Genomic DNA, 18,811 nt, shown 5'->3' with positions numbered 1-18,811 from the left:
AAACCAACCCAGCTCCGCCAGCACCGTTCGCGATCCACCTGGCCTATCCTTGCCAACCATGCTCTCCACCCGCTTCCTCGACTCCCTGCAGTCCATTCCCGCCACCGACTGGGACACCCTGCACGACGGCCAGAATCCGTTCGTCAGCCACGCCTTCCTCTCAGGCCTGGAACAGCACGGCTGCCTGCGCGAGGACTGGGGCTGGCAGCCCCGGCACTTCACGCTGTGGGAGGGCGAGCGCCTGATCGGCGCAATTCCGGGCTACCTGAAGACCAACTCCCACGGTGAATTCGTGTTTGACCATGCCTGGGCCAACGCCTATGCCCGCCATGGCCGCGACTACTACCCGAAGTGGCTGGGCGCGGTACCGTACTCGCCGGTCACCGGGCCGCGCCTGCTGGCCCGTCACGGTTCAGATCGCGCCGCGTTGCTGTCGGTGTTGCGTGATGCGCTGCCGGCACTGGAGGTGTCATCGGCCCATATCAACTTCCACACCCCAGCAGACGAAGCGCTGTTCGGCGAGGACTGGCTGCTGCGTGAGGATGTGCAGTTCCAGTGGCAGAACCCCGGCGAGTGGGCAACGTTCGAGCAGTTCCTCGCCGCGATGGACCACAAGCACCGCAAGAACATCCGCCAGGAACGGGCCAAGGTCACCCGCCAGGGCATCACCTTCCGCGTGGTGCACGGCGACGAGGCCAGTCGCGCCGACCTGCAGGCGATGTACCGCTTCTACCTGCAGACCTTCCTTGAGTACGGCAATGCCCCGGCGCTGACGGAGCCCTTCCTGCGCCATCTGGCCATTTCATTGGGACGCGGGCTGGTACTGTTCCTGGCCGAGCAGGAAGGCCAGCCGATTGCCGGCGCGCTCTGCCTGCGCGGCGGTGACACGCTGTACGGCCGCTACTGGGGCGGCGCCACCCTGCCCGGCCTGCACTTCGAAGCCTGTTACTACCAGGGCATCGAGTACTGCCTGCGCGAAGGCCTGAGCCGTTTCGAACCCGGCGCACAGGGCGAGCACAAGCTGGCGCGCGGCTTCCTGCCTACACTGGTGCGCAGCCGGCACTGGGTGGCTGATGCGGAGTTCGCCGAGGCGTTGCAGGAGTGGTGCCGGCAGGAGCGGCGGGATGTGCGGCGCTACCAACAGGAGCTGCTGGGGCACAGCCCATTTCGCGCGGACGGGTGACCCGCCAACCAAGGTTGGCATCTACCGCGGCATTCGCGCGGGGCCGCGACGAATACAATGCCGGCATGACCCGCCAGCTGCCCTGGCGCCTGGCCGACGCGCCGGACGCCCCCTTCCCGCCGGCCGAGACCGCCCTGCGCCAGCCCGACGGCCTGCTCGCCGTGGGCGGCGACCTGCACCCGGCGCGCCTGCTCAACGCGTATGCGGGCGGCATCTTTCCATGGTTCAGCGAGGGCGAGCCGATCCTGTGGTGGTCGCCCGACCCGCGCATGGTGTTCCGTACCGATGGCGTGCATCTGTCCAGCCGCTTCCGGCGCCAGTTGCGCGGCAGCACATGGGAGGTCACCGCCGACACCGCCTTCAGCCGGGTGATGCGCGCCTGTGCGGCGGCACCGCGGCCCGGCCAGGACGGCACCTGGATCAGCCCCGACATGGTCGAGGCCTACAGCCAGCTGCATGACCTCGGCTTTGCCCACTCCTTCGAGGTCTGGGACCGGCAGACGCTGGTCGGCGGCATCTACGGGGTGGCGATCGGGACGATGTTCTTCGGCGAGAGCATGTTCAGTGGCGCCAGCGGCGGCTCCAAGATCGCCCTGGCCGCGCTGGCATCCACGCTTCACGGCTGGGGCTGGGCGCTGATCGATGCCCAGGTGGAGAATCCGCACCTGCTGCGGATGGGCGCCGAGCACCTGCCGCGCGCGGCGTTCCTGCAGCACGTCCGCCACGCGGTGCGCCATGACGGCCGTGAAGGCCCGTGGACGCAGGCGGTCGGACGCTTGCCGGCACAGCGTTTGGCCGGGGGTTAACACAAACTTTGCAAGCTGGGCCGGTCACGCGTAAAATACTGCGCCTTAGGCCCAGCGTGGCCGTTTTCTGAACCGCACAGGACTACATGTCGAAAGACGATTCCATCGAGTTCGAGGGCACCGTCAGCGAGACGCTGCCGAACACCACTTTCCGCGTTCGCCTGGAAAATGGGCACGAAATCATCGCCCACATTTCCGGCCGCATGCGCAAGAACTACATCCGCATCCTCACCGGTGACCGGGTCAAGGTTGAAATGACCCCGTACGACCTGACCAAGGGTCGTATCACCTACCGCATGAAGTAAGCGGTCGGCGCGTTGCGCCACTTCGACAAGGCCAGCCCTGGTTGCTGGCCTTTTGTCATGGGTGCAATCCGGCCCTGCCGGAGGTCATCGTGACCGAACGCACCGTGGCGTCGGTCAGCCCTGCTTGCGGCAGATTCGCATCTTCATCCGTGGCGGCATCGTGGGACCCGATCCAGTCCGGATCGCCACTCCCCTGCCCCGCCATGAACATGCTCACGTTGACCGCCCTGCTCGTCGCCGTTGCCGCGTCCGCCAGCGCATCGCCTGTGCGCGCCGCCGAGCCCCCTTCCACGGCCAGTGACTGCATCCAGCTGGGCAGCGACCAGCAGATCGTGCGCGCCGGCGTTTCGCGAAACATCCTGCTGCGCAATGGCCAGGACCACTATGTCGTGCACTTCCAGAACGACTGCTCCACTGCCGGCTACTCGCGGAAACTGAGCTTCATCACCGAAGGCCAGCAGGGCCTGCTGTGCAGCGCCGGCCGCAGCCAGCTGCGCACCGATGCCGACCACTGCCGGGTGGCGCAGATCGAACCGATCGACGAAGCCACCTTCCAGAAGAAGGCCCGCCAGCGCGGCCGTTGATGGCGCATATGACAAGGGCGGCCGAAGCCGCCCTTGTCATTTCAGGTCCGCCGGGCCAGGCCCGGCGTCAGCTCACTCCACCGTGACCGGCAGCAGGCGCTCCGGCTCGGCCTGGGTCTCGACGACCAGCTCGTCGTCGCGGACATCGATGTTCACCTTGCCGCCGTTGACCAGTTTGCCGAACAGCAGCTCGTCGGCCAGAGGACGCTTGATCTTGTCCTGGATCACGCGGGCCATCGGGCGCGCACCCATCAGCGGGTCGAAGCCGTGGTGGGCCAGCCAGTCGCGCGCGGTCGGCGTGGCCGACAGGCTGACGTGCTTGTCCTGCAGCAGCATCTCCAGCTCGATCAGGAACTTGTCGACCACGCGCAGGATGTGCTCGAAGCCCAACGCCTGGAACTGCACCACCGCATCGAGTCGGTTGCGGAATTCCGGGGTGAAGCTGCGGCGGATGGTCTCCATCGCGTCGGTGGCATGGTCCTGCTTGGTGAAGCCGATCGAGCGCCGCGAGGCCTGCGCCGCGCCGGCATTGGTGGTCATCACCAGCACCACGTTCTTGAAGTTGGCCTCACGCCCGTTGGTATCGGTCAGCACGCCGCGGTCCATCACCTGCAACAGGATGTTGAAGATATCCGGGTGCGCCTTTTCGATTTCGTCCAGCAGCAGCACGCAGTGCGGCGTCTTGACGATCTTTTCGGTCAGCAGGCCGCCCTGGTCGAAGCCGACATAGCCCGGAGGGGCACCGATCAGGCGGCTGATCGAATGCGGCTCCATGTACTCGGACATGTCGAAGCGGACCAGCTCGATGCCCAGCTGCAGCGCCAGCTGCTTGGTCACCTCGGTCTTGCCGACACCGGTCGGGCCGGCGAACAGGAAGTTGCCGATCGGCTTTTCCGGATTGCCCAGGCCCGAGCGGGCCAGCTTGATCGCCGAGGACAGCGTCTCGATGGCCGGGTCCTGGCCGAAGATCACCATCTTCAGGTTGCGCTCCAGGTGCTGCAGCACATCCTTGTCGGTGGCACTGACCTGCTTGGTCGGGATGCGCGCCATCTTGGCCACGATCGCCTCCACTTCCTCGACGTCGATCAGCTCCTTGCGCTGGCCTTCCGGCAGCAGCCGCTGGCGGGCACCGGCCTCGTCGATCACGTCGATGGCCTTGTCCGGAAGCAGGCGGTCGCCGATGTGCTTCACCGACAGATCCACCGCCGCCTGCAGCGCTTCGTCCGAATAGGTCACGCCGTGGTGCAGCTCGTACTTGGACTTCAGGCCCTGCAGGATCTCGTAGGTCTCGCCCACGGTCGGCTCGACGATGTCGATCTTCTGGAAGCGGCGGGCCAGCGCCCGGTCCTTCTCGAAGATGCCGCGGTACTCCTGGAAGGTGGTCGAGCCGATGCAGCGCAGCTCGCCGGAGGCCAGCGCCGGCTTGATCAGGTTGGACGCATCCATGGTGCCACCCGAGGCCGAACCGGCACCGATGATGGTATGGATCTCGTCGATGAACAGCACCGCATTGGGGACCTTCTTCAGTGCGGTCAGCACGCTCTTCAGGCGCTTCTCGAAGTCGCCGCGGTACTTGGTGCCGGCCACCAGCGCGCCCAGGTCGAGCGAGTAGATCACCGCGTCGGCCAGCACGTCGGGCACCGAGCCCTCGACGATGCGGCGGGCCAGGCCCTCGGCAATCGCGGTCTTGCCCACGCCGGCCTCGCCCACGTACAGCGGGTTGTTCTTGCGGCGGCGGCACAGGACCTGGATGGTGCGCTCGATCTCGTCGGCACGGCCGACCAGCGGATCGATGCGGCCGGACCGCGCCTGTTCGTTGAGGTTGCTGGCGAACTCGGTCAGGGCATCACCCTTCGGCTCGCCCTCCCCGCCTTCGATGCGGCCTTCGCCATCGGAGGAGGAGGACGGCTGCTCGCCTTCCTCGCCCAGCTTGGCGATGCCATGGGACAGGTAATTGACCACGTCCAGACGGGTCACGTCCTGCTGGTTGAGGTAATAGACGGCATGGGAGTCCTTTTCGCCGAAGATGGCGACCAGCACGTTGGCGCCGGTGACCTCCTTCTTGCCCGAGGACTGCACGTGGTACACGGCCCGCTGCAGCACGCGCTGGAAGCCCAGGGTCGGCTGGGTATCACGGCCGTCATCTTCGGCCAGGCGGGACACGGAAGCCTCGATGGCCTGCTCCAGCTCCTGGCGCAGGCGTTCGGCGTCGGCACCACAGGCCTTCAGTACGGCCTGGGCGGACGGGTTGTCGAGCAGTGCCAACAGCAGGTGTTCGACCGTCATGAATTCATGCCGGGCCTCACGGGCGCGCTTGTAGCACTGGCCGATGGTGTGTTCGAGGTCTTTGCTGAACATGGATTACTCCGGCGGCAGATGGGGACAATATGCGGCCTGACTACGCGATTTCCATCACCCTAGCGGATTGCTGCGTTCAGATGGCGTTAGCAGTGCAGATCGCTTGATCTTCATTCACTCCAGGACAGCCCACCCAGCATGAGCGAACCCTACCTGAGCCGCTGGCGATTGCGGCGTGATGGCGCGGCCATCGAGACGCCCCACGCCCAGCTCTGGCCGGTGCTGACCGCCGACGGCGAACCGGCGATGCTGAAGGTCAGCAGCGAAACCGAGGAGCAGAACGGCCATCGCCTGCTGCGCTGGTGGGACGGCGATGGTGCCGCCCGCCTGCTGGCCCACGAGGGGCCGGCGATCCTGATCGAGCGTGCCGGCGGCGATTCGCTGCGGCAACGTTCGATCGAGGGCGACGATGATGCCTGTACCACGATCCTGTGCCAGGTCCTGCGGCAGCTGCACCGGCCACGGAGCGCGCCACCAGCGGAACTGGTCTGCCTGCGTACATGGTTCGCCGACCTGCTGCAGCCAAGGGCCGCGCTGCCGCCACTGCTGGAACAGTGCAGATCACTGGCGGAGCGGGTGTTGCAGGAAGAACACGAGATCCGGCCGCTGCACGGCGACCTGCACCACGACAACGTGCTGGATTTCGGCGCGCGTGGCTGGCTGGCGATCGACCCGAAGCGGCTGCTGGGCGACCGCGCGTTCGACTACACGACGATGTTCAGCAACCCGGACCTCTGTGGCCCGGGCATCCATGTGGCCACCCGGCCCGAGCGGTTTGCCGCCCGGCTGCAACAGGTAAGCGCACTGGCCGGCCTGGAACGCACGCGCCTGCTGCGCTGGATCGCGGCCAGCACTGCGCTGTCGGCGGTGTGGTTCAGGGATGACGGCGACCCCGCCGACGTCGACGAGACGGTGGCGCGGATGGCGCTGGAGGCGTTGGCGGAGGCGTGACCTCCGCGCGTGGTGGGCGCACTCCATCCGGGATCATTGCGCCGGGACGAAAAGCAGCCGAGCATGGGCTCGGCTCTACAGGTTTCTGCCTTGGTAGGTGCCCACCTTGGTGGGCACGCCGTGTCCGGAGTCGATGTACCCGGACGAGGATCGGCAGCCGGTCAGGCCTTTTCCATCGTGCACAGCAGCGGGTGCTGGTTCATCCGCGAGTACTCGTTGACCTGGGCAACCTTGGTCTCGGCGACCTCGCGGGTGAACACCCCGCAGACGCCGCGGCCGCGGGTATGGACGTGCAGCATCACCTGCGTGGCCTTGTCCAGGTCCATGCTGAAGAACTGCTGCAGCACATCCACCACGAAATCCATCGGGGTGTAGTCATCGTTGAGCAGCATCACCTGATAGAACGGCGGCGGCGCCACTTCCGGGCGCGCGGGCTCCACGGCAACGCCGTGCTCGTGCTGGGAATCGGGGGAGGACTCATGGGGCATCCGCCCATTATAGGGGTAGCGCCGGACCTGCGTCGGCCCGCCGCGGATTGGACGGCACGCACGCCCAACGTCACAATTGCAGCTTCTTTCAACACTGCTTCACAGGATCTTCATGAAAAGGACCCTTCTGCCCGCCCTGCTGATCACCCTGGCCGCTGCCGGTGCTGCCACCGCCGCGCCCCAGGCCGACAAGTCCGTGGCGCGCCACCTGGACAAGCTGGGCTATACCTACGAAGTCGACGAGGATGGCGACTACCGCATGGTCTTCGACGTCGAGGGTGACCGCACCCAGATGGTCTACGTGCGCTCGGCGGTGGAAGACTTCGGCAGCCACAACATCCGCGAGATCTGGTCGCCGGCCTACAGCGCCAAGACCAAGCAGTTCCCGGTGGCCGTGGCCAATCGCCTGCTGGAAGATTCGCAGGACGCCAAGATGGGCGGCTGGGTAAAGCAGGACACCACCGCCATGTTTGTGGTGAAGATCGACGCCGATGCCACCGCCGACCAGCTCAGCGACGCCATCGATGCGGCCATCCGCACCGCCGACGCGATGGAGCTGGAACTGACCAAGAAGGACGAGTTCTGAGTTGAACGCCACGCCGGACCCGCGCTGGGCACCGCACGCCACCGTTGCCACCGTGGTGATCGACGGCGGCCGCGTGCTGCTGGTCGAAGAGACCATTGACGGCCGCCAGGTGCTGAACCAGCCGGCCGGCCACCTCGAGCCGGGCGAAAGCCTGGCCGAGGCCGCCCTGCGCGAGACCCGCGAGGAAACCGGCTGGACGGTGCAGCTGACCCACTTCATCGGCTGCTACCAGTGGACTGCCGGCGACGGCACGGCCTTCCTGCGCTTCTGCTACGCGGCGCACCCGGTTTCGCACGATCCGGCGCAGCCGCTGGACACCGGCATCGACCGCGCGCTGTGGCTGACCCCGGCCGAGCTGCAGGCCGCCGGCGAGCGCCAGCGCAGCCCGCTGGTGTGGCAGGTGGTGGCGGATTACCTGGGTGGCCAGCGCCACCCGCTTTCGCTGGTCCGGGAGGTCGCATGAGCACTCCGCGTGTGATGGTGGGCGTCTCCGGCGGCGTCGATTCCTCGGTCGCCGCCTGGCGCCTGGTACAGCAGGGCGAGGCCGTGGCCGGCCTGTTCATGCAGAACTGGGCCGACGATGGCAGCGGTGATTGCCGTGCCGAGGATGACCGTCGCGACGCGGTGGCCGTGTGCGGCCTGCTGGGCATCCCGTTCCACTTCCGGGACTTCTCCAGCGAGTACTGGCAGGGCGTGTTCGAGCACTTCCTGGCCGAGTACGCGGCCGGCCGCACCCCGAACCCGGACGTGCTGTGCAACCGTGAAGTGAAGTTCAAGCATTTCCTGGACGCCGCCCGCGAGCTGGGCGCCGAGCGCATCGCCACCGGCCATTACGCACGGGTGGCCCAGCGCGGCCACCAGTGGCTGCTGCTGCGCGGCGCCGATCGATCCAAGGACCAGAGCTACTTCCTGCATCAACTGGGCCAGGAACAGCTGGCAGCCACCCTGTTCCCGATCGGCGACCTGGAAAAGAGCGACCTGCGCCGGATCGCGCGCGACGTCGGCCTGCCGACCCACGCCAAGAAGGACTCCACCGGCATCTGTTTCATCGGCGAGCGCGACTTCCGTGAGTTCCTCGGCCGCTACCTGCCGGCCAAGCCCGGCCAGATCCTCGACCCGGCCGACGGCAGCGTGATTGCCGAACACCCGGGCGTGTTCTATTTCACCCTGGGCCAGCGCGAGGGCCTGAACATCGGCGGCGTGCGTGGCCGCCCGGCCGCGCCGTGGTACGTGGTTGGCAAGGATGTGGCCAGCAACGTGCTGTACGTGGACCAGGACCGCGACAGCAAGTGGATGCTGTCCGACCGCCTGCGTTCGGAAACCGCGCACTGGATCGCCGGCTCACCGCCGGCACGGCGCTTCGAATGCACCGCCCAGACCCGCTACCGCCAGCCCGACGAGCCATGTACGGTCGAGGTGCTGGACGATGGCAGCGTGCTGGTCACCTTTGCGCGCCCGCAGCGTGCCGTTACCCCTGGTCAATCGCTGGTGCTGTATGACGGTGATGTGTGCCTGGGCGGCGCGGTGATCGCCGCCACCGATGCGCCGCTGGAACAACGCCTGCGCACCACCCCCTCCCCTTTTGAGGTAATCGCTGCATGAGTTTCACTGTCGACGACCGCGTCCTGGCCCTGGCCGGCATTGCCCAGGCCCTGCAGCAGGTGCGCCGCATCGCCGATACCGGCCATTCCGACGCCGCCGCCGTGCGCACCGCCGTGGACAGCGTGTTCCGCGTCGATGCGTCCTCGCCGCAGGCGGTGTTCGGTGACCGTCATGCACTGAAGTCCGGCCTGCGCCTGCTGCACAACTACTTCCGCAGCCAGGGCCAGGACCCGATCCTGCCCAAGCTGGCCCTGTCGGTGCTGCAGCTGGAGCGCCGCTTCGTGCAGGATGGGGCGACCGTGAACAAGGTCGCCTCGGGCATCGAGCGCGCCCAGCGCCAGGCCACCGAACTGGGCGACAGTGGCCACCCGGACGTACTGGCCAACCTCGGCGGCCTGTATGCCGACACCATCAGCCACCTGAAACCGCGGGTGATGGTGCAGGGCAACCCGCACTACCTGGGCCAGGCCGGCGTGGTGGCGGAGATCCGTGCCCTGCTGCTGGCCGCGGTGCGTTCGGCGGTGTTGTGGCGCCAGCTGGGCGGCAGCTACTGGGACTTCCTGTTCAGCCGCAAGGCGATGATCGAGGCCGTGGACCGCCTGCTGGCCTGAGGGTGTGGGGTCAGAGCCCTTTTCCATGGAAAAGGGATCCGACCCTGTTGCGCCTGCCCAAGGGGTCGGATCCCTTTCCGGCACGGAAAGGGCTCTGACCCCGAGGCCGCCAAGGCGCCGGAAAACCGGCGCATTCAGAATGCACTTCGAGGCACATCGACGTTAAAGAGAAAGGGGGTACGGCCGATACATCCTCCGTGCACCTCCCGAGAACGTCCATGTACTCACGCATTTTCATCCGTCTGGCCGCCCCCCTGGCTCTGACCCTGCTGCTCCCCTTCGCCATCGGTTTCGAATGGCCGGCCGCCCTGCGCTGGGCGATCCTGACCACGATGACGCTGAGCTGGCTCGGCTTTGCGTGGTGGACCACCCGCGCCCAGGCACATCGTTCCCCCGAGCACGCCCGTGTCCTGCGCGAACAGGACCAGCTGCTGACCGAGCTGCGCAACTTCGTCGGCAACGAGATCGACGGTTCGCGTGGCGAAGTGGAACGCGCCCGTGACCTGATCCGCCAGGCCGTCTCCAGCCTGGGCGGCAGCTTCGATGCCATGAACCGCAAGTCGCGCCAGCAGAGCCAGGCCCTGTCGCGCATCGTCGACCGCGCCGGTGATGAAGGCAATGCCGGCCTCGACGTCGCCCGTTTCGCCCAGCACGCCAGCCATCGCATGGAACAGCTGGTGGAAGCGCTGGAACAGGTGAGCGGCCAGAGCAGCACCACCGTGCAGCACATCGACCAGATGGCGCAGCACCTGGATGGCATCTTCGCGCTGCTGGAAGACGTCAAGTCGATCGCCGACCAGACCAACCTTCTGGCGCTGAACGCGGCCATCGAAGCGGCGCGCGCCGGTGAAGCCGGTCGTGGCTTCGCCGTGGTCGCCGACGAAGTGCGCAACCTGTCCGAGCGCTCGACCACCTTCAACGAGCAGATCCGCAAGCTGGCGCACAGCTCCAAGGACGCCATCGCCAAGGTGCGCGAGACGGTTTCGCACATGGCCTCGCGCGATATGGACCGCTCCCGCGAAGCCCGTCAGGAAGCAGCAGCGATGCTCGACAACGTCGCGCAGATCAACGCCTCGCTGGGCGACGGCATGCGCGAAGTGTCCGAGTGCGCCCGTGCGATCGATGGCAGCGTGGCCGAAGCCGTGCGTGCCCTGCAGTTCGAAGACATCGCCACCCAGGCGCTGGGCGGCGTGCACACCCACCTGGACCGCCTGACCGCGATCAACCGCGAAGCGGTGGCCCTGCAGGAGCTGCTGCACCGCAATGGCGGCGTGTTCGACGAAGAGATCGCCAGCGCCCTGCAGCGGACCGGCAATCGCCTGCGCGAGCTGCGCAGCGAATGGGAACGCCCGCCGCACAAGCCCGTCGCCCAGCAGAGCATGGGCGCCGGCACCGTCGAGCTGTTCTGATCCTGATGTCCGCTGCCCTCGCCGGCAGCCCGCAAGGCCCCGGTTCGCCCGGGGCCTTTGCCTGTAACCCGCCATTGGATGCATCCTGTACGCGCACCATGACCCTGATCCGCGCCCTGCCCGCCCTCACCGACACCGAGCGCCCGCGCAATGCGAGCGTGCGTGAGCAGCTGCAGCGGCTGGAAGACGTGGCCCGCGAGGAACTGCTCGAACTGCAGCAGCTGGCCGATGCGCGCCCCACCCCCTCCCGAGCCGACGATGAACTGCTGGGCCTGGCATGGGACCTGGGCCTGGATGGCGAAGCCCTGAAGTAGATCCACGTCCTGCGTGGATGGGCCGTCCCGCATGGCATGATCCACCGGTCCCATTCATGGAAGACCGATGGCCATCGCCCTGATCGCAGTGCTCCTGATCGAAGCCGTCCTTCTGATGGCCTGGGTGGCCGGCTATTTCAGCTGGGGCATCACCCTGTTCAACGAACGCATCGCGGCGTCACCGGCCATGCAGGCCCGGCTCTCGCTGGGCAGCCTGGAACGTGACCTGCCGCAGGACAGATGGCTGCAACTGGCCTTCCATGCGCTGCCCGATGGCAGCATGGCGTTCCGCGAGAGCTTCGCACCGAGCTTCGGCCTGCGCTACTTCCCGGTGATGCGTGGACGCATCGTTCTCAACGCGCGACGGCACGAGGTGCGGGTGATCGGCCTGTGCAGCTGGTTCGTGGCAATCCTGTCGCTGCTGCTGTTGCCACTGGTGGCGATGCGCCCGATGGTGGCACCGATGCTGCTGGTGCTGCCGCTGTTCCTGGCCAGCTATCTGGTCCAGAAGCGGCGCTATGCGGCCATCGTCGAGGCCCTGCGCATGCAGTTGAAGGCGGAGTTTCCCAGGTAGTTCCACGCCATGCGTGGATGATCGCGAGCGCCAGGGCATCCGTGCCGGCCAACGGTCGGCACCCACCAGAGCTGGGCGCACCAGAGTCAGGCCACACCGCGCCGGCATCCGCCAGCGCAGACCCTCAGCGCACCAGCACCGCTTCGCCGCTGGCGTCGGTGCGCATTGGCGCCGGGCGCTGCTGGCGCAGCCACTGCGCCAGATCACGCGGGCTGAGCGGGCGCGAGTACAGGTAGCCCTGGATCTCGTCGCAGCCCTGGCGGCGCAGCATGTCTTCTTCCTGGTGGGTTTCCACGCCTTCGGCCACCACCTTCATGCCCAGCGCGTGGCCCAGGTGGACGATGGCCTGGGTGACTTCGGCCGTGCCCGAATCATGCAGCATGCCCTGCACGAAACTGCGGTCGATCTTCAGGCGTCCCACCGGGAAGCGGTTGAGGTAATTGAGGTTGGAGAAGCCAGTGCCGAAGTCATCCACCGCCAGCGGCACGCCGTGCCGTTCCAGCACGTCGAAGCAATGGCGCAGGATGTCGGTATCACGGATCAGCGCCGACTCGGTCAGCTCCAGTTCCAGCCGTTGCGGCGGCCAGCCATGGGCATGGCAGATCTCGATCACGCGCTCGGCGAAGCCGCGATCACGCAGCTGCACCGCCGACACGTTGACCGCGATGCGATCAAAGTGCAGTCCGGCACGGTCCCAGGCGGTCGCCTGGCGGCAGGCCTCGTTCAGCACCCAGTCGCCGATGCGCACGATCTCGCCGCACTTTTCGGCAATGGGAATGAACTCGGCCGGGCTGCAGTAGCCGATGCCGGGGCGGTGCCAGCGCAACAGTGCCTCGATCGCCGGTGGCTCGCCGTGGTGGGCGTGCAGCAGCGGCTGGTAGGCCAGGCTGAACTCGTCGCGCTCGATCGCCCCATGCAGGGCATGCTCGACGTCCAGCCGGCGCTGGATGCGGGCCAGGGCGTCCTGGCTGTAGTACTGGTAGGTGTTGCGCCCGGCTTCCTTGGCCGCATACATCGCGGCGTCGGCCGCGCGCAGCAGTGAGTCGAAATCGGTCTGCGCATCGCCCAGCATCGCGATGCCGACGCTGGCGCCGACTTTCAACGTGGTCTCGCCACGGCGCAGCGGCTCAGCCAGCGAGGCAATCAGCTTGCGGGCGACATGACCGGCATCTTCCGGCTCGGCCAGGTCGCGCAGCACCACGATGAACTCATCGCCACTGAAGCGGCCGAACAGGTCGTTGTTGCGCAGGTTCTGGTGCAGGCGGGTGGCTGCGGCCTTCAGCAGCGCATCGCCGGTGGCGTGGCCGAAGCTGTCGTTGATGGTCTTGAAGCCGTCCAGGTCGATGAACAGCATGGCCAGCGAGGAACCGCGGTCGCGTGCTTCCTCGATGGCTTCGGCGGTCTGTTCGCCGAGCAGTACGCGGTTGGGCAGGCCGGTCAGCAGGTCGTAGTGGGCCAGCAGTTCGATGCGCTCGTTGGCTTCGCGCTCGCGGGTGATGTCACGGAACAGGACAACGAACCGCGGCGGCAGGCCGTCACGGCGGTCCAGTTCGATCAGCACCTGCACCCAGACGCGCAGGCCGGACTGGCGGTAGAAGCACAGGTCCAGCTGCTCGGGCAGGCCGCCGTTGGCGATACGGGCGAGCGCCGCCTCGAACGCGTTGCGCGAGTCCTCCGTGTACAGCGCCAGCGCCTGGTCGAGGGTGATCGGTTCCTTGCGCAGGCCATGGATGCGGTAGCACTCCTCGGTCCATTGCATGCTGCGGGTCTGCACTTCGATCTCGCAGCCGCCGATGCGGCCCAGCGCGGAGACCCGGTTCAGCAGTTCGGTGCGCCAGCGGATCAACGCATCGGTCTGGTGCTGTTCGGTGATGTTCTGTACCTGGCCGAGCAGGCGCTTGGGTTGCCCGTCCATGTCCAGCAGCGGCTGCATCCATAGCCGCAGGTGCTGCGAAGGCTCATGGCCGCGGGTCAGCTCCAGCTCGAGGTTGGCAGCGCGGCCATCGCGCCACAACCGCCGCCATGCCGCGCGCAGCGCGCCGCGGGAGCGTGGATGCAGCTGCTTCAGCCAACGCCGCTGGCCTGGAACGGCGCCCTGCTCCAGGGCCAGCAGCGAACGCAGTTCCGGCGACCACCAGAAATGCCCGCTGTTGGGATCAAACGACCAGCTGCCCATGCTGGCGATGCGCTGGGCCTCGCTCAGGTGCAGCTGCTGTTCCTGCAGCAGCGATTCGAGCTGCTTCTGCTGCTCGATATCGGTATGCGTGCCGACCATGCGCAGGGGCTGGCCATCGGCGGTGCGAGCGACCACGCGGCCGCGATCGAGCACCCAACGCCACTGGCCATCGGCCTGGCGGAAACGGAACTGTGCGCTGTACTGCTCGCTGTGCCCGCGCAGGTGCTCGTCGAGCGCGGCGCGCACCTGGGCGATGTCCTCGCCGTGCACGCGAGACAGCAATTCAGTGGCGGTCTCGTCGCCCAGCGCCGGCGTGCGCGCCACCCGGTCACTGGGGATGTCCCAGTCCCACAGGCTGTGGCCGGCGCTGTCCAGTGCCAGCTCCCAGCGCCCGCCCCCATCGACCGGCACCGGCTCGGGAATGCTCAGGGTGAACGCCAGCAGGTTGCCGGCACCGTCGTGCACCGCACGCAGGTGACCGTCATAGTGCCCCCGTGGGCCGCCCGGCAGCGTGCAGGCAACGATGCCACCATCGGCGGCCATCAGGCGCAGATCTTCCAGCATCGGCGCATAGGCCGCCACGGTGGCCGGCAGGCCATGCTCGCGCGCGGCCGGATTGGCCGCCAGCGGGCGCCCGGCACGGTCGACGATGACCAGCGCCGACGCAAGCGGGTGCTGCAGCAGGCTGGCGATGATCCCTTGGTCCACGCGATCTTGCTCCGGATGACACGCCCGTCAGCGGGGCACGCAGTGGTTAACGGCGCCTGCGGCGGATAATTGAGTGGTCACGGCACGCTGCGGGGTAAGATGACCGGCGCCCCTGTCACCCGCCCCGTCCATGCCCGCAAAACCGACCGGCAACGCCCCAGTTCCCGACCCGCGGATGGCGCAGGCGCTGAGCCGTGACCGGCGCCGGGTGGTGCTGAGCTATCTGGTGATGGCGCTGGCCTGGATGATCTCCACCGACAGCGTGGTGCAGGCGCTGGTGCCCGATCCGCAGCAGGCGGCCCTGTGGCAGGGCCTGAAGGGCTCGTTCTTCGCGCTGGCCAGCGCGGGCCTGCTCTATCTGCTGCTGCGCCCGCTGGCCGAACACGTGCTGCATACCCATGCGCGCCAGCAGGCCTCCGAGCTGCGCCTGCGGCAGATGTTCGAGGGCAACCCCGGGCCGATCCTCGTCTACGACCTGGACACGCTGGCGATCCTCGATGCCAACCCCGCCGCCTGCAGCGCCTTCGGCTGGGACCGCGACGAGCTGCTGGAACAGACCATCGATGCCTTGTGGCCGCCGGGCCAGGACCAGGCCCTGCAGACCAAGCTGGAGGCGATCCGCGAGGCCCCCGAGGAGCTGTGCATCCTGCGCGCTCAGCTGCAGCTGCGCGATGGCGCGCTGCGGCAGATGGAGCTGCGCTCCAACGCCATCAGCTACGACGGCCACAACGCCCGCCTGCTGATCGCCATCGACCGCACCGCCGAGGATCTGGCCCAGCTGCGCCGCGACCAGGCATTGGCCCGGGTGGAGGAAGCCCATGAGCTGGCCCGCATCGGCGCCTGGGAACTGGACCCGTCCACCGGGCTGGGCCGCTATTCCAACCAGGTCTATCGCCTGCTCGGCCGCCGCCCGCCCGAGGCCCGGCGCTGGCACCGCTTCGATGAGCTGCTGGTGCCGGCCGACCCGGCCACCGCCACCCAGACCGAACAGCTGCTGGCCGAACTGTGCTCCGGCGAGCCGGTACAGGTGGACGTGCTGCTGCCGCTGCTGTCGATGGACGGCCGTGCATTGATGGTGCACCTGCGGGCGGCCAGCGGTATCGACGAAGCCGGCCGCAGCCGCGTGCTGGGCACGCTGCAGGACGTGACCGAGCGCGAGCAGTCGCGGCGCCTGCTGCGCGAGCGCGAGGAACAGTTCCGCGAGCTGGTGCGGGTGCTGCCCGACGGCGTGGTGATCCTCTCCGACGAGCACGTGCTGTACGCCAACGCCTGGGCCGCCGGCCTGTTCGGCTACGGCAGCCACACCCTGCTGGGCGAGCCGCTGTCGGCACTGGTCGCTGCCGCCGACCTGCCACGGGTGCGCAGCCAGCTGCGCGCCGGCCAGCCCCACCTGGGGCCGGGCCACAGCAGCGTGGTGGCCATGCAGCGTGCGGACGGCCGCAGCTTCCATGCCGGCCTGGCGGTGGGCGAAGTGCGCTACGGCGGTCGTGACTGCAAGCTGCTGATCGTACGCGACCTGAGCGATTCCGAACGCACCCGCAGGGCCCTGGAAACCAGCAATCGCGAGCTGCAGGCGATGGCCGGGCGGCTGTTCTCGCTGCAGGAGGACGAGCGTCGCGCGATCTCGCGCGACCTGCACGATGACATCGGCCAGGCCATTACCGCGATCAAGCTGTCGGCGCATGCGGCGCAGGATGAGGACGATCCGAAGCGTCGTGGCGAGGACCTGGCGCAGATCGTCAGCCTGGCTGACACCACCGTGGCCAAGCTGCGCGACATCTCCACCCTGCTGCGCCCGCCGCAGCTGGATGCACTGGGCCTGGAGGCGGCGCTGAGCTGGCAGGCGCGGGTGCTGTTCCGCTCTTCGCCGGTGGAGCTGCTGGCCGAGATCGAGCCGCTGCCGCACCGCCCCGACAACAGCATCGAACAAGCCTGCTTCCGCATCGCACAGGAAAGCCTGACCAATGCGCTGCGCCATGCGCGCGCCAGCCAGGTCCTGCTGCAGCTGCGCGACGTCAGCCAGCGTGGCCTGCACCTGCAGATCCGCGATGATGGTGAAGGCTTCGATCCGGACGGCCCGCGCGGCCTCGGCCTGATCGTGATGCGCGAGCGCGCGCAGAGCGTCGGTGGCCACGTGCGGATCGAATCCGCGCATGGCGAGGGCACCCTGATCGACGTCCACCTCCCCTACCAGGCGACCAGCATGGCCGCCGTCGATTCACCGGAATACTGAGCCTATGTGGAATCCCAACCTGCCCCCGGTCAGCATCGATGATGCCCCCGACCGCCTTGGCGCCGGCAACCCCGAGCTGCAGGCGATGGTTGCCGAGGCGGCCTCCGGCGGCATTGCGCTGATGCTGATGCACGTGGACATCGACCACTTCGCATCGGTCAACGAGAACATGAGTGCCGAAGTGGGCGATCAGGCGCTGGTACTGGTGGCGCAGCGCCTGCAGTCCTACCTGCGCGGGCGTGGCAAGCTGTGGCGGCATGGCAGCGACGAGTTCCTGATCGCGGTGCCCCGCACCGCGGACCTGCCGCTGCCGGAGGACTTCGCTGAAGAGATCCGCCAGCAGATGGAACTGCCGCTGTCGGTGCTTCCATACACGCTGTTCATGACCGGCAAGCTGGGCGTGAGCCTGTGCCCGGAACATGCCAGCAGCGCCTCGCGCCTGCTCGACCATGCCGAAGATGCGCTGTACCAGGCCGCCCGCGAAGGCGGCAATGCCGTGCGCATCCATGCCGTGGATACCCCGCCGAGCGCGCACAGCGAGAGCATCATCGCGCGCCAGATCGTCGATGCCATTCCCAATGGCGAGCTGAAGCTGCGTTACCAGCCGCTGGTGAGCGCCCGCGACGGCCACGTGGTCGGCATGGAAGCGCTGCTGCGCTGGCAGTCGCCGACCCTGGGCATGCTGGTGCCGGAGCGCTTCATGCGCACCGCCGAGCGCCTGGGCATCATCGTGCAGATCGGCACCTGGGTGCTGGAAGGCGCATTGAAGCAGGCGCGGTTGTGGCGCGACCAGGGCTTTGATGACTTCACCATCGCGGTGAACGTGTCCACCCTGCAGCTGCTGCGGCCGAACTTCTTCGCCGAGGTGATGTCCCTGCTGCAGGCCGCGGGCGTGCCGGCGCACATGCTGACGCTGGAGATCAACGAGAGCGCGCTGACCAACAACGTCAATTTCGTCCATGAAACGCTGGCCAACCTGCGCAACGAAGGCATCAGCCTGAGCCTGGACAACTTCGGCACCGGCGATTCCAGCCTCAGCGCGCTGGTGCGCTACCCGGTGGACAAGCTGAAGATCGACCGCAGCTTCATCAAGAGCGCACCGGCTGGCAATCGCGAAGCAGCCATTGCCCGCGCGATCATTGCCATGGGCCACCAGCTGGGCATGACCGTGATTGCCAACGGCGTGGAATCGCAGGCCCAACTGGGCTTCCTGCGCCGCAACGACTGCGATGTGTTCCAGGGCTACCTGTTCGGCGAGCCGATGTCGGCCGATGCCGCCGGCATGACCCTGCGCCGCCGCTACCTGCGCCCGGAAGCCTTCGCCGAAACGCGCCCGGACCGGACGCTGCTGCTGCTGGATGACGAGGAGAACGTGCTGCGCTCGCTGGTGCGCCTGTTCCGCCGCGACGGCTACCGCATCTTGGCCGCTGGCAACGTGCGTGACGCCTTTGATCTGCTGGCGATCAACGACGTGCAGGTGATCCTGTCCGACCAGCGCATGAGCGACATGAGCGGCACCGAGTTCCTGGGCCGGGTGAAGATGCTGTACCCGGATACGATCCGCCTGGTGCTGTCGGGCTACACCGATCTGAACACGGTGACCGATGCGATCAACCGTGGCGCGATCTATCGCTTCCTGACCAAGCCGTGGAACGACGACGAGCTGCGCAAGCACATCCACCAGGCGTTCCGCACGTACGAAGAACAGCGCCGCAGCAATGCCGGTCCGGCACCGGTGGAAACCGGGGATGGTGGCGAGGATCGGCCGCTGCGGTGATGATCGGGTAGAGCCGGCCGCTGGCCGGCTGCCTTGGGTGCCCGGCTTCAATGAGGTTGCCGGCCAGCGGCCGGCACTACCGTCGATTGGCCCCGGTAGAGCCGGCCGCTGGCCGGCTGCCTTGGGTGCCCGGCTTCAATGAGGTT

General features: G+C 67.6%; 17 protein-coding genes. 14 read left to right on the top strand and 3 right to left on the bottom strand.

Annotation, left to right across the window (positions count from 1 at the left end; translation table 11 throughout):
* Window positions 1-58 precede the first annotated feature (58 nt).
* From AC5P8R_RS05370 to AC5P8R_RS05355, 4 genes are all read left to right on the top strand, one after another.
* Window positions 59-1,183, top strand: a complete 1,125-nt coding sequence (locus tag AC5P8R_RS05370; RefSeq protein ID WP_495223059.1) for a GNAT family N-acetyltransferase — start codon at window positions 59-61, stop codon at window positions 1,181-1,183.
* A gap of 65 nt (window positions 1,184-1,248) precedes the next feature.
* Window positions 1,249-1,989, top strand: a complete 741-nt coding sequence (aat, locus tag AC5P8R_RS05365) for a leucyl/phenylalanyl-tRNA--protein transferase (protein WP_014647084.1) — start codon at window positions 1,249-1,251, stop codon at window positions 1,987-1,989.
* 86 nt (window positions 1,990-2,075) lie between these two features.
* Window positions 2,076-2,294 carry a translation initiation factor IF-1 gene (gene infA / locus AC5P8R_RS05360; protein ID WP_005409596.1) on the top strand — a complete coding sequence of 73 codons (219 nt, stop codon included), beginning with the start codon at window positions 2,076-2,078 and terminating at the stop codon, window positions 2,292-2,294.
* Between the two features lie 209 nt (window positions 2,295-2,503).
* Window positions 2,504-2,878 carry a hypothetical protein gene (locus AC5P8R_RS05355; RefSeq protein ID WP_229767389.1) on the top strand — a complete coding sequence of 125 codons (375 nt, stop codon included), beginning with the start codon at window positions 2,504-2,506 and terminating at the stop codon, window positions 2,876-2,878.
* Between the two features lie 72 nt (window positions 2,879-2,950).
* On the opposite strand, the gene clpA is transcribed toward AC5P8R_RS05355, so the two are convergent.
* A complete protein-coding gene (gene clpA, locus AC5P8R_RS05350) occupies window positions 2,951-5,236 on the bottom strand; it encodes an ATP-dependent Clp protease ATP-binding subunit ClpA (protein WP_014647082.1) in 2,286 nt (761 codons plus the stop codon).
* A gap of 138 nt (window positions 5,237-5,374) precedes the next feature.
* On the opposite strand from clpA, the gene AC5P8R_RS05345 reads away from it, so the two are divergent.
* Window positions 5,375-6,187 (top strand): APH(6) family putative aminoglycoside O-phosphotransferase, encoded by an 813-nt coding sequence (locus tag AC5P8R_RS05345; RefSeq protein WP_262087564.1) that lies wholly within the window; start codon window positions 5,375-5,377, stop codon window positions 6,185-6,187.
* Between the two features lie 161 nt (window positions 6,188-6,348).
* Here AC5P8R_RS05345 and clpS read toward each other — a convergent pair whose 3' ends face one another.
* Entirely contained in the window at window positions 6,349-6,675 is a 327-nt protein-coding gene (gene clpS / locus AC5P8R_RS05340) for an ATP-dependent Clp protease adapter ClpS (protein ID WP_005416477.1), read from the bottom strand.
* A 112-nt stretch (window positions 6,676-6,787) separates the two neighbouring features.
* On the opposite strand from clpS, the gene AC5P8R_RS05335 reads away from it, so the two are divergent.
* The 7 genes from AC5P8R_RS05335 (at window position 6,788) to AC5P8R_RS05305 (ending at window position 11,771) form a co-directional block, all read left to right on the top strand.
* Window positions 6,788-7,261, top strand: a complete 474-nt coding sequence (locus AC5P8R_RS05335) for a hypothetical protein (protein WP_014647079.1) — start codon at window positions 6,788-6,790, stop codon at window positions 7,259-7,261.
* Window position 7,262: 1 nt separating this feature from the next.
* The gene (locus tag AC5P8R_RS05330; protein ID WP_053495616.1) at window positions 7,263-7,724 is read left to right on the top strand and encodes an NUDIX hydrolase; all 462 of its coding nucleotides are present in this window, start codon (window positions 7,263-7,265) and stop codon (window positions 7,722-7,724) included.
* On the top strand, window positions 7,721-8,863 hold the full coding sequence (mnmA, locus tag AC5P8R_RS05325; protein ID WP_041863397.1) for a tRNA 2-thiouridine(34) synthase MnmA: 1,143 nt from the start codon (window positions 7,721-7,723) through the stop codon (window positions 8,861-8,863). Before AC5P8R_RS05330 ends, mnmA begins: the two co-directional genes overlap by 4 nt.
* The gene (gene hflD, locus AC5P8R_RS05320) at window positions 8,860-9,474 is read left to right on the top strand and encodes a high frequency lysogenization protein HflD (protein WP_032961893.1); all 615 of its coding nucleotides are present in this window, start codon (window positions 8,860-8,862) and stop codon (window positions 9,472-9,474) included. Before mnmA ends, hflD begins: the two co-directional genes overlap by 4 nt.
* Window positions 9,475-9,692: 218 nt before the next feature.
* The gene (locus tag AC5P8R_RS05315) at window positions 9,693-10,883 is read left to right on the top strand and encodes a methyl-accepting chemotaxis protein (RefSeq protein WP_014647075.1); all 1,191 of its coding nucleotides are present in this window, start codon (window positions 9,693-9,695) and stop codon (window positions 10,881-10,883) included.
* A 98-nt stretch (window positions 10,884-10,981) separates the two neighbouring features.
* A complete protein-coding gene (locus AC5P8R_RS05310) occupies window positions 10,982-11,197 on the top strand; it encodes a hypothetical protein (protein ID WP_014647074.1) in 216 nt (71 codons plus the stop codon).
* A 67-nt stretch (window positions 11,198-11,264) separates the two neighbouring features.
* Window positions 11,265-11,771 (top strand): hypothetical protein, encoded by a 507-nt coding sequence (locus AC5P8R_RS05305; RefSeq protein WP_032961898.1) that lies wholly within the window; start codon window positions 11,265-11,267, stop codon window positions 11,769-11,771.
* A 124-nt stretch (window positions 11,772-11,895) separates the two neighbouring features.
* Here AC5P8R_RS05305 and AC5P8R_RS05300 read toward each other — a convergent pair whose 3' ends face one another.
* A complete protein-coding gene (locus tag AC5P8R_RS05300; RefSeq protein ID WP_329890271.1) occupies window positions 11,896-14,655 on the bottom strand; it encodes a bifunctional diguanylate cyclase/phosphodiesterase in 2,760 nt (919 codons plus the stop codon).
* Between the two features lie 130 nt (window positions 14,656-14,785).
* On the opposite strand from AC5P8R_RS05300, the gene AC5P8R_RS05295 reads away from it, so the two are divergent.
* Together AC5P8R_RS05295 and AC5P8R_RS05290 are read left to right on the top strand one after the other, a co-directional pair.
* A complete protein-coding gene (locus tag AC5P8R_RS05295) occupies window positions 14,786-16,888 on the top strand; it encodes a PAS domain-containing sensor histidine kinase (protein WP_495223058.1) in 2,103 nt (700 codons plus the stop codon).
* A 4-nt stretch (window positions 16,889-16,892) separates the two neighbouring features.
* On the top strand, window positions 16,893-18,665 hold the full coding sequence (locus AC5P8R_RS05290; protein ID WP_014647070.1) for an EAL domain-containing protein: 1,773 nt from the start codon (window positions 16,893-16,895) through the stop codon (window positions 18,663-18,665).
* Window positions 18,666-18,811: the final 146 nt, after the last annotated feature.

It is taken from the genome of Stenotrophomonas sp. YJH_SMC_73 (genome assembly GCF_059370155.1).
The sequence above is the reverse complement of the archived record's forward strand: the minus strand, read 5'-3'. Positions and strand labels throughout refer to the sequence as shown.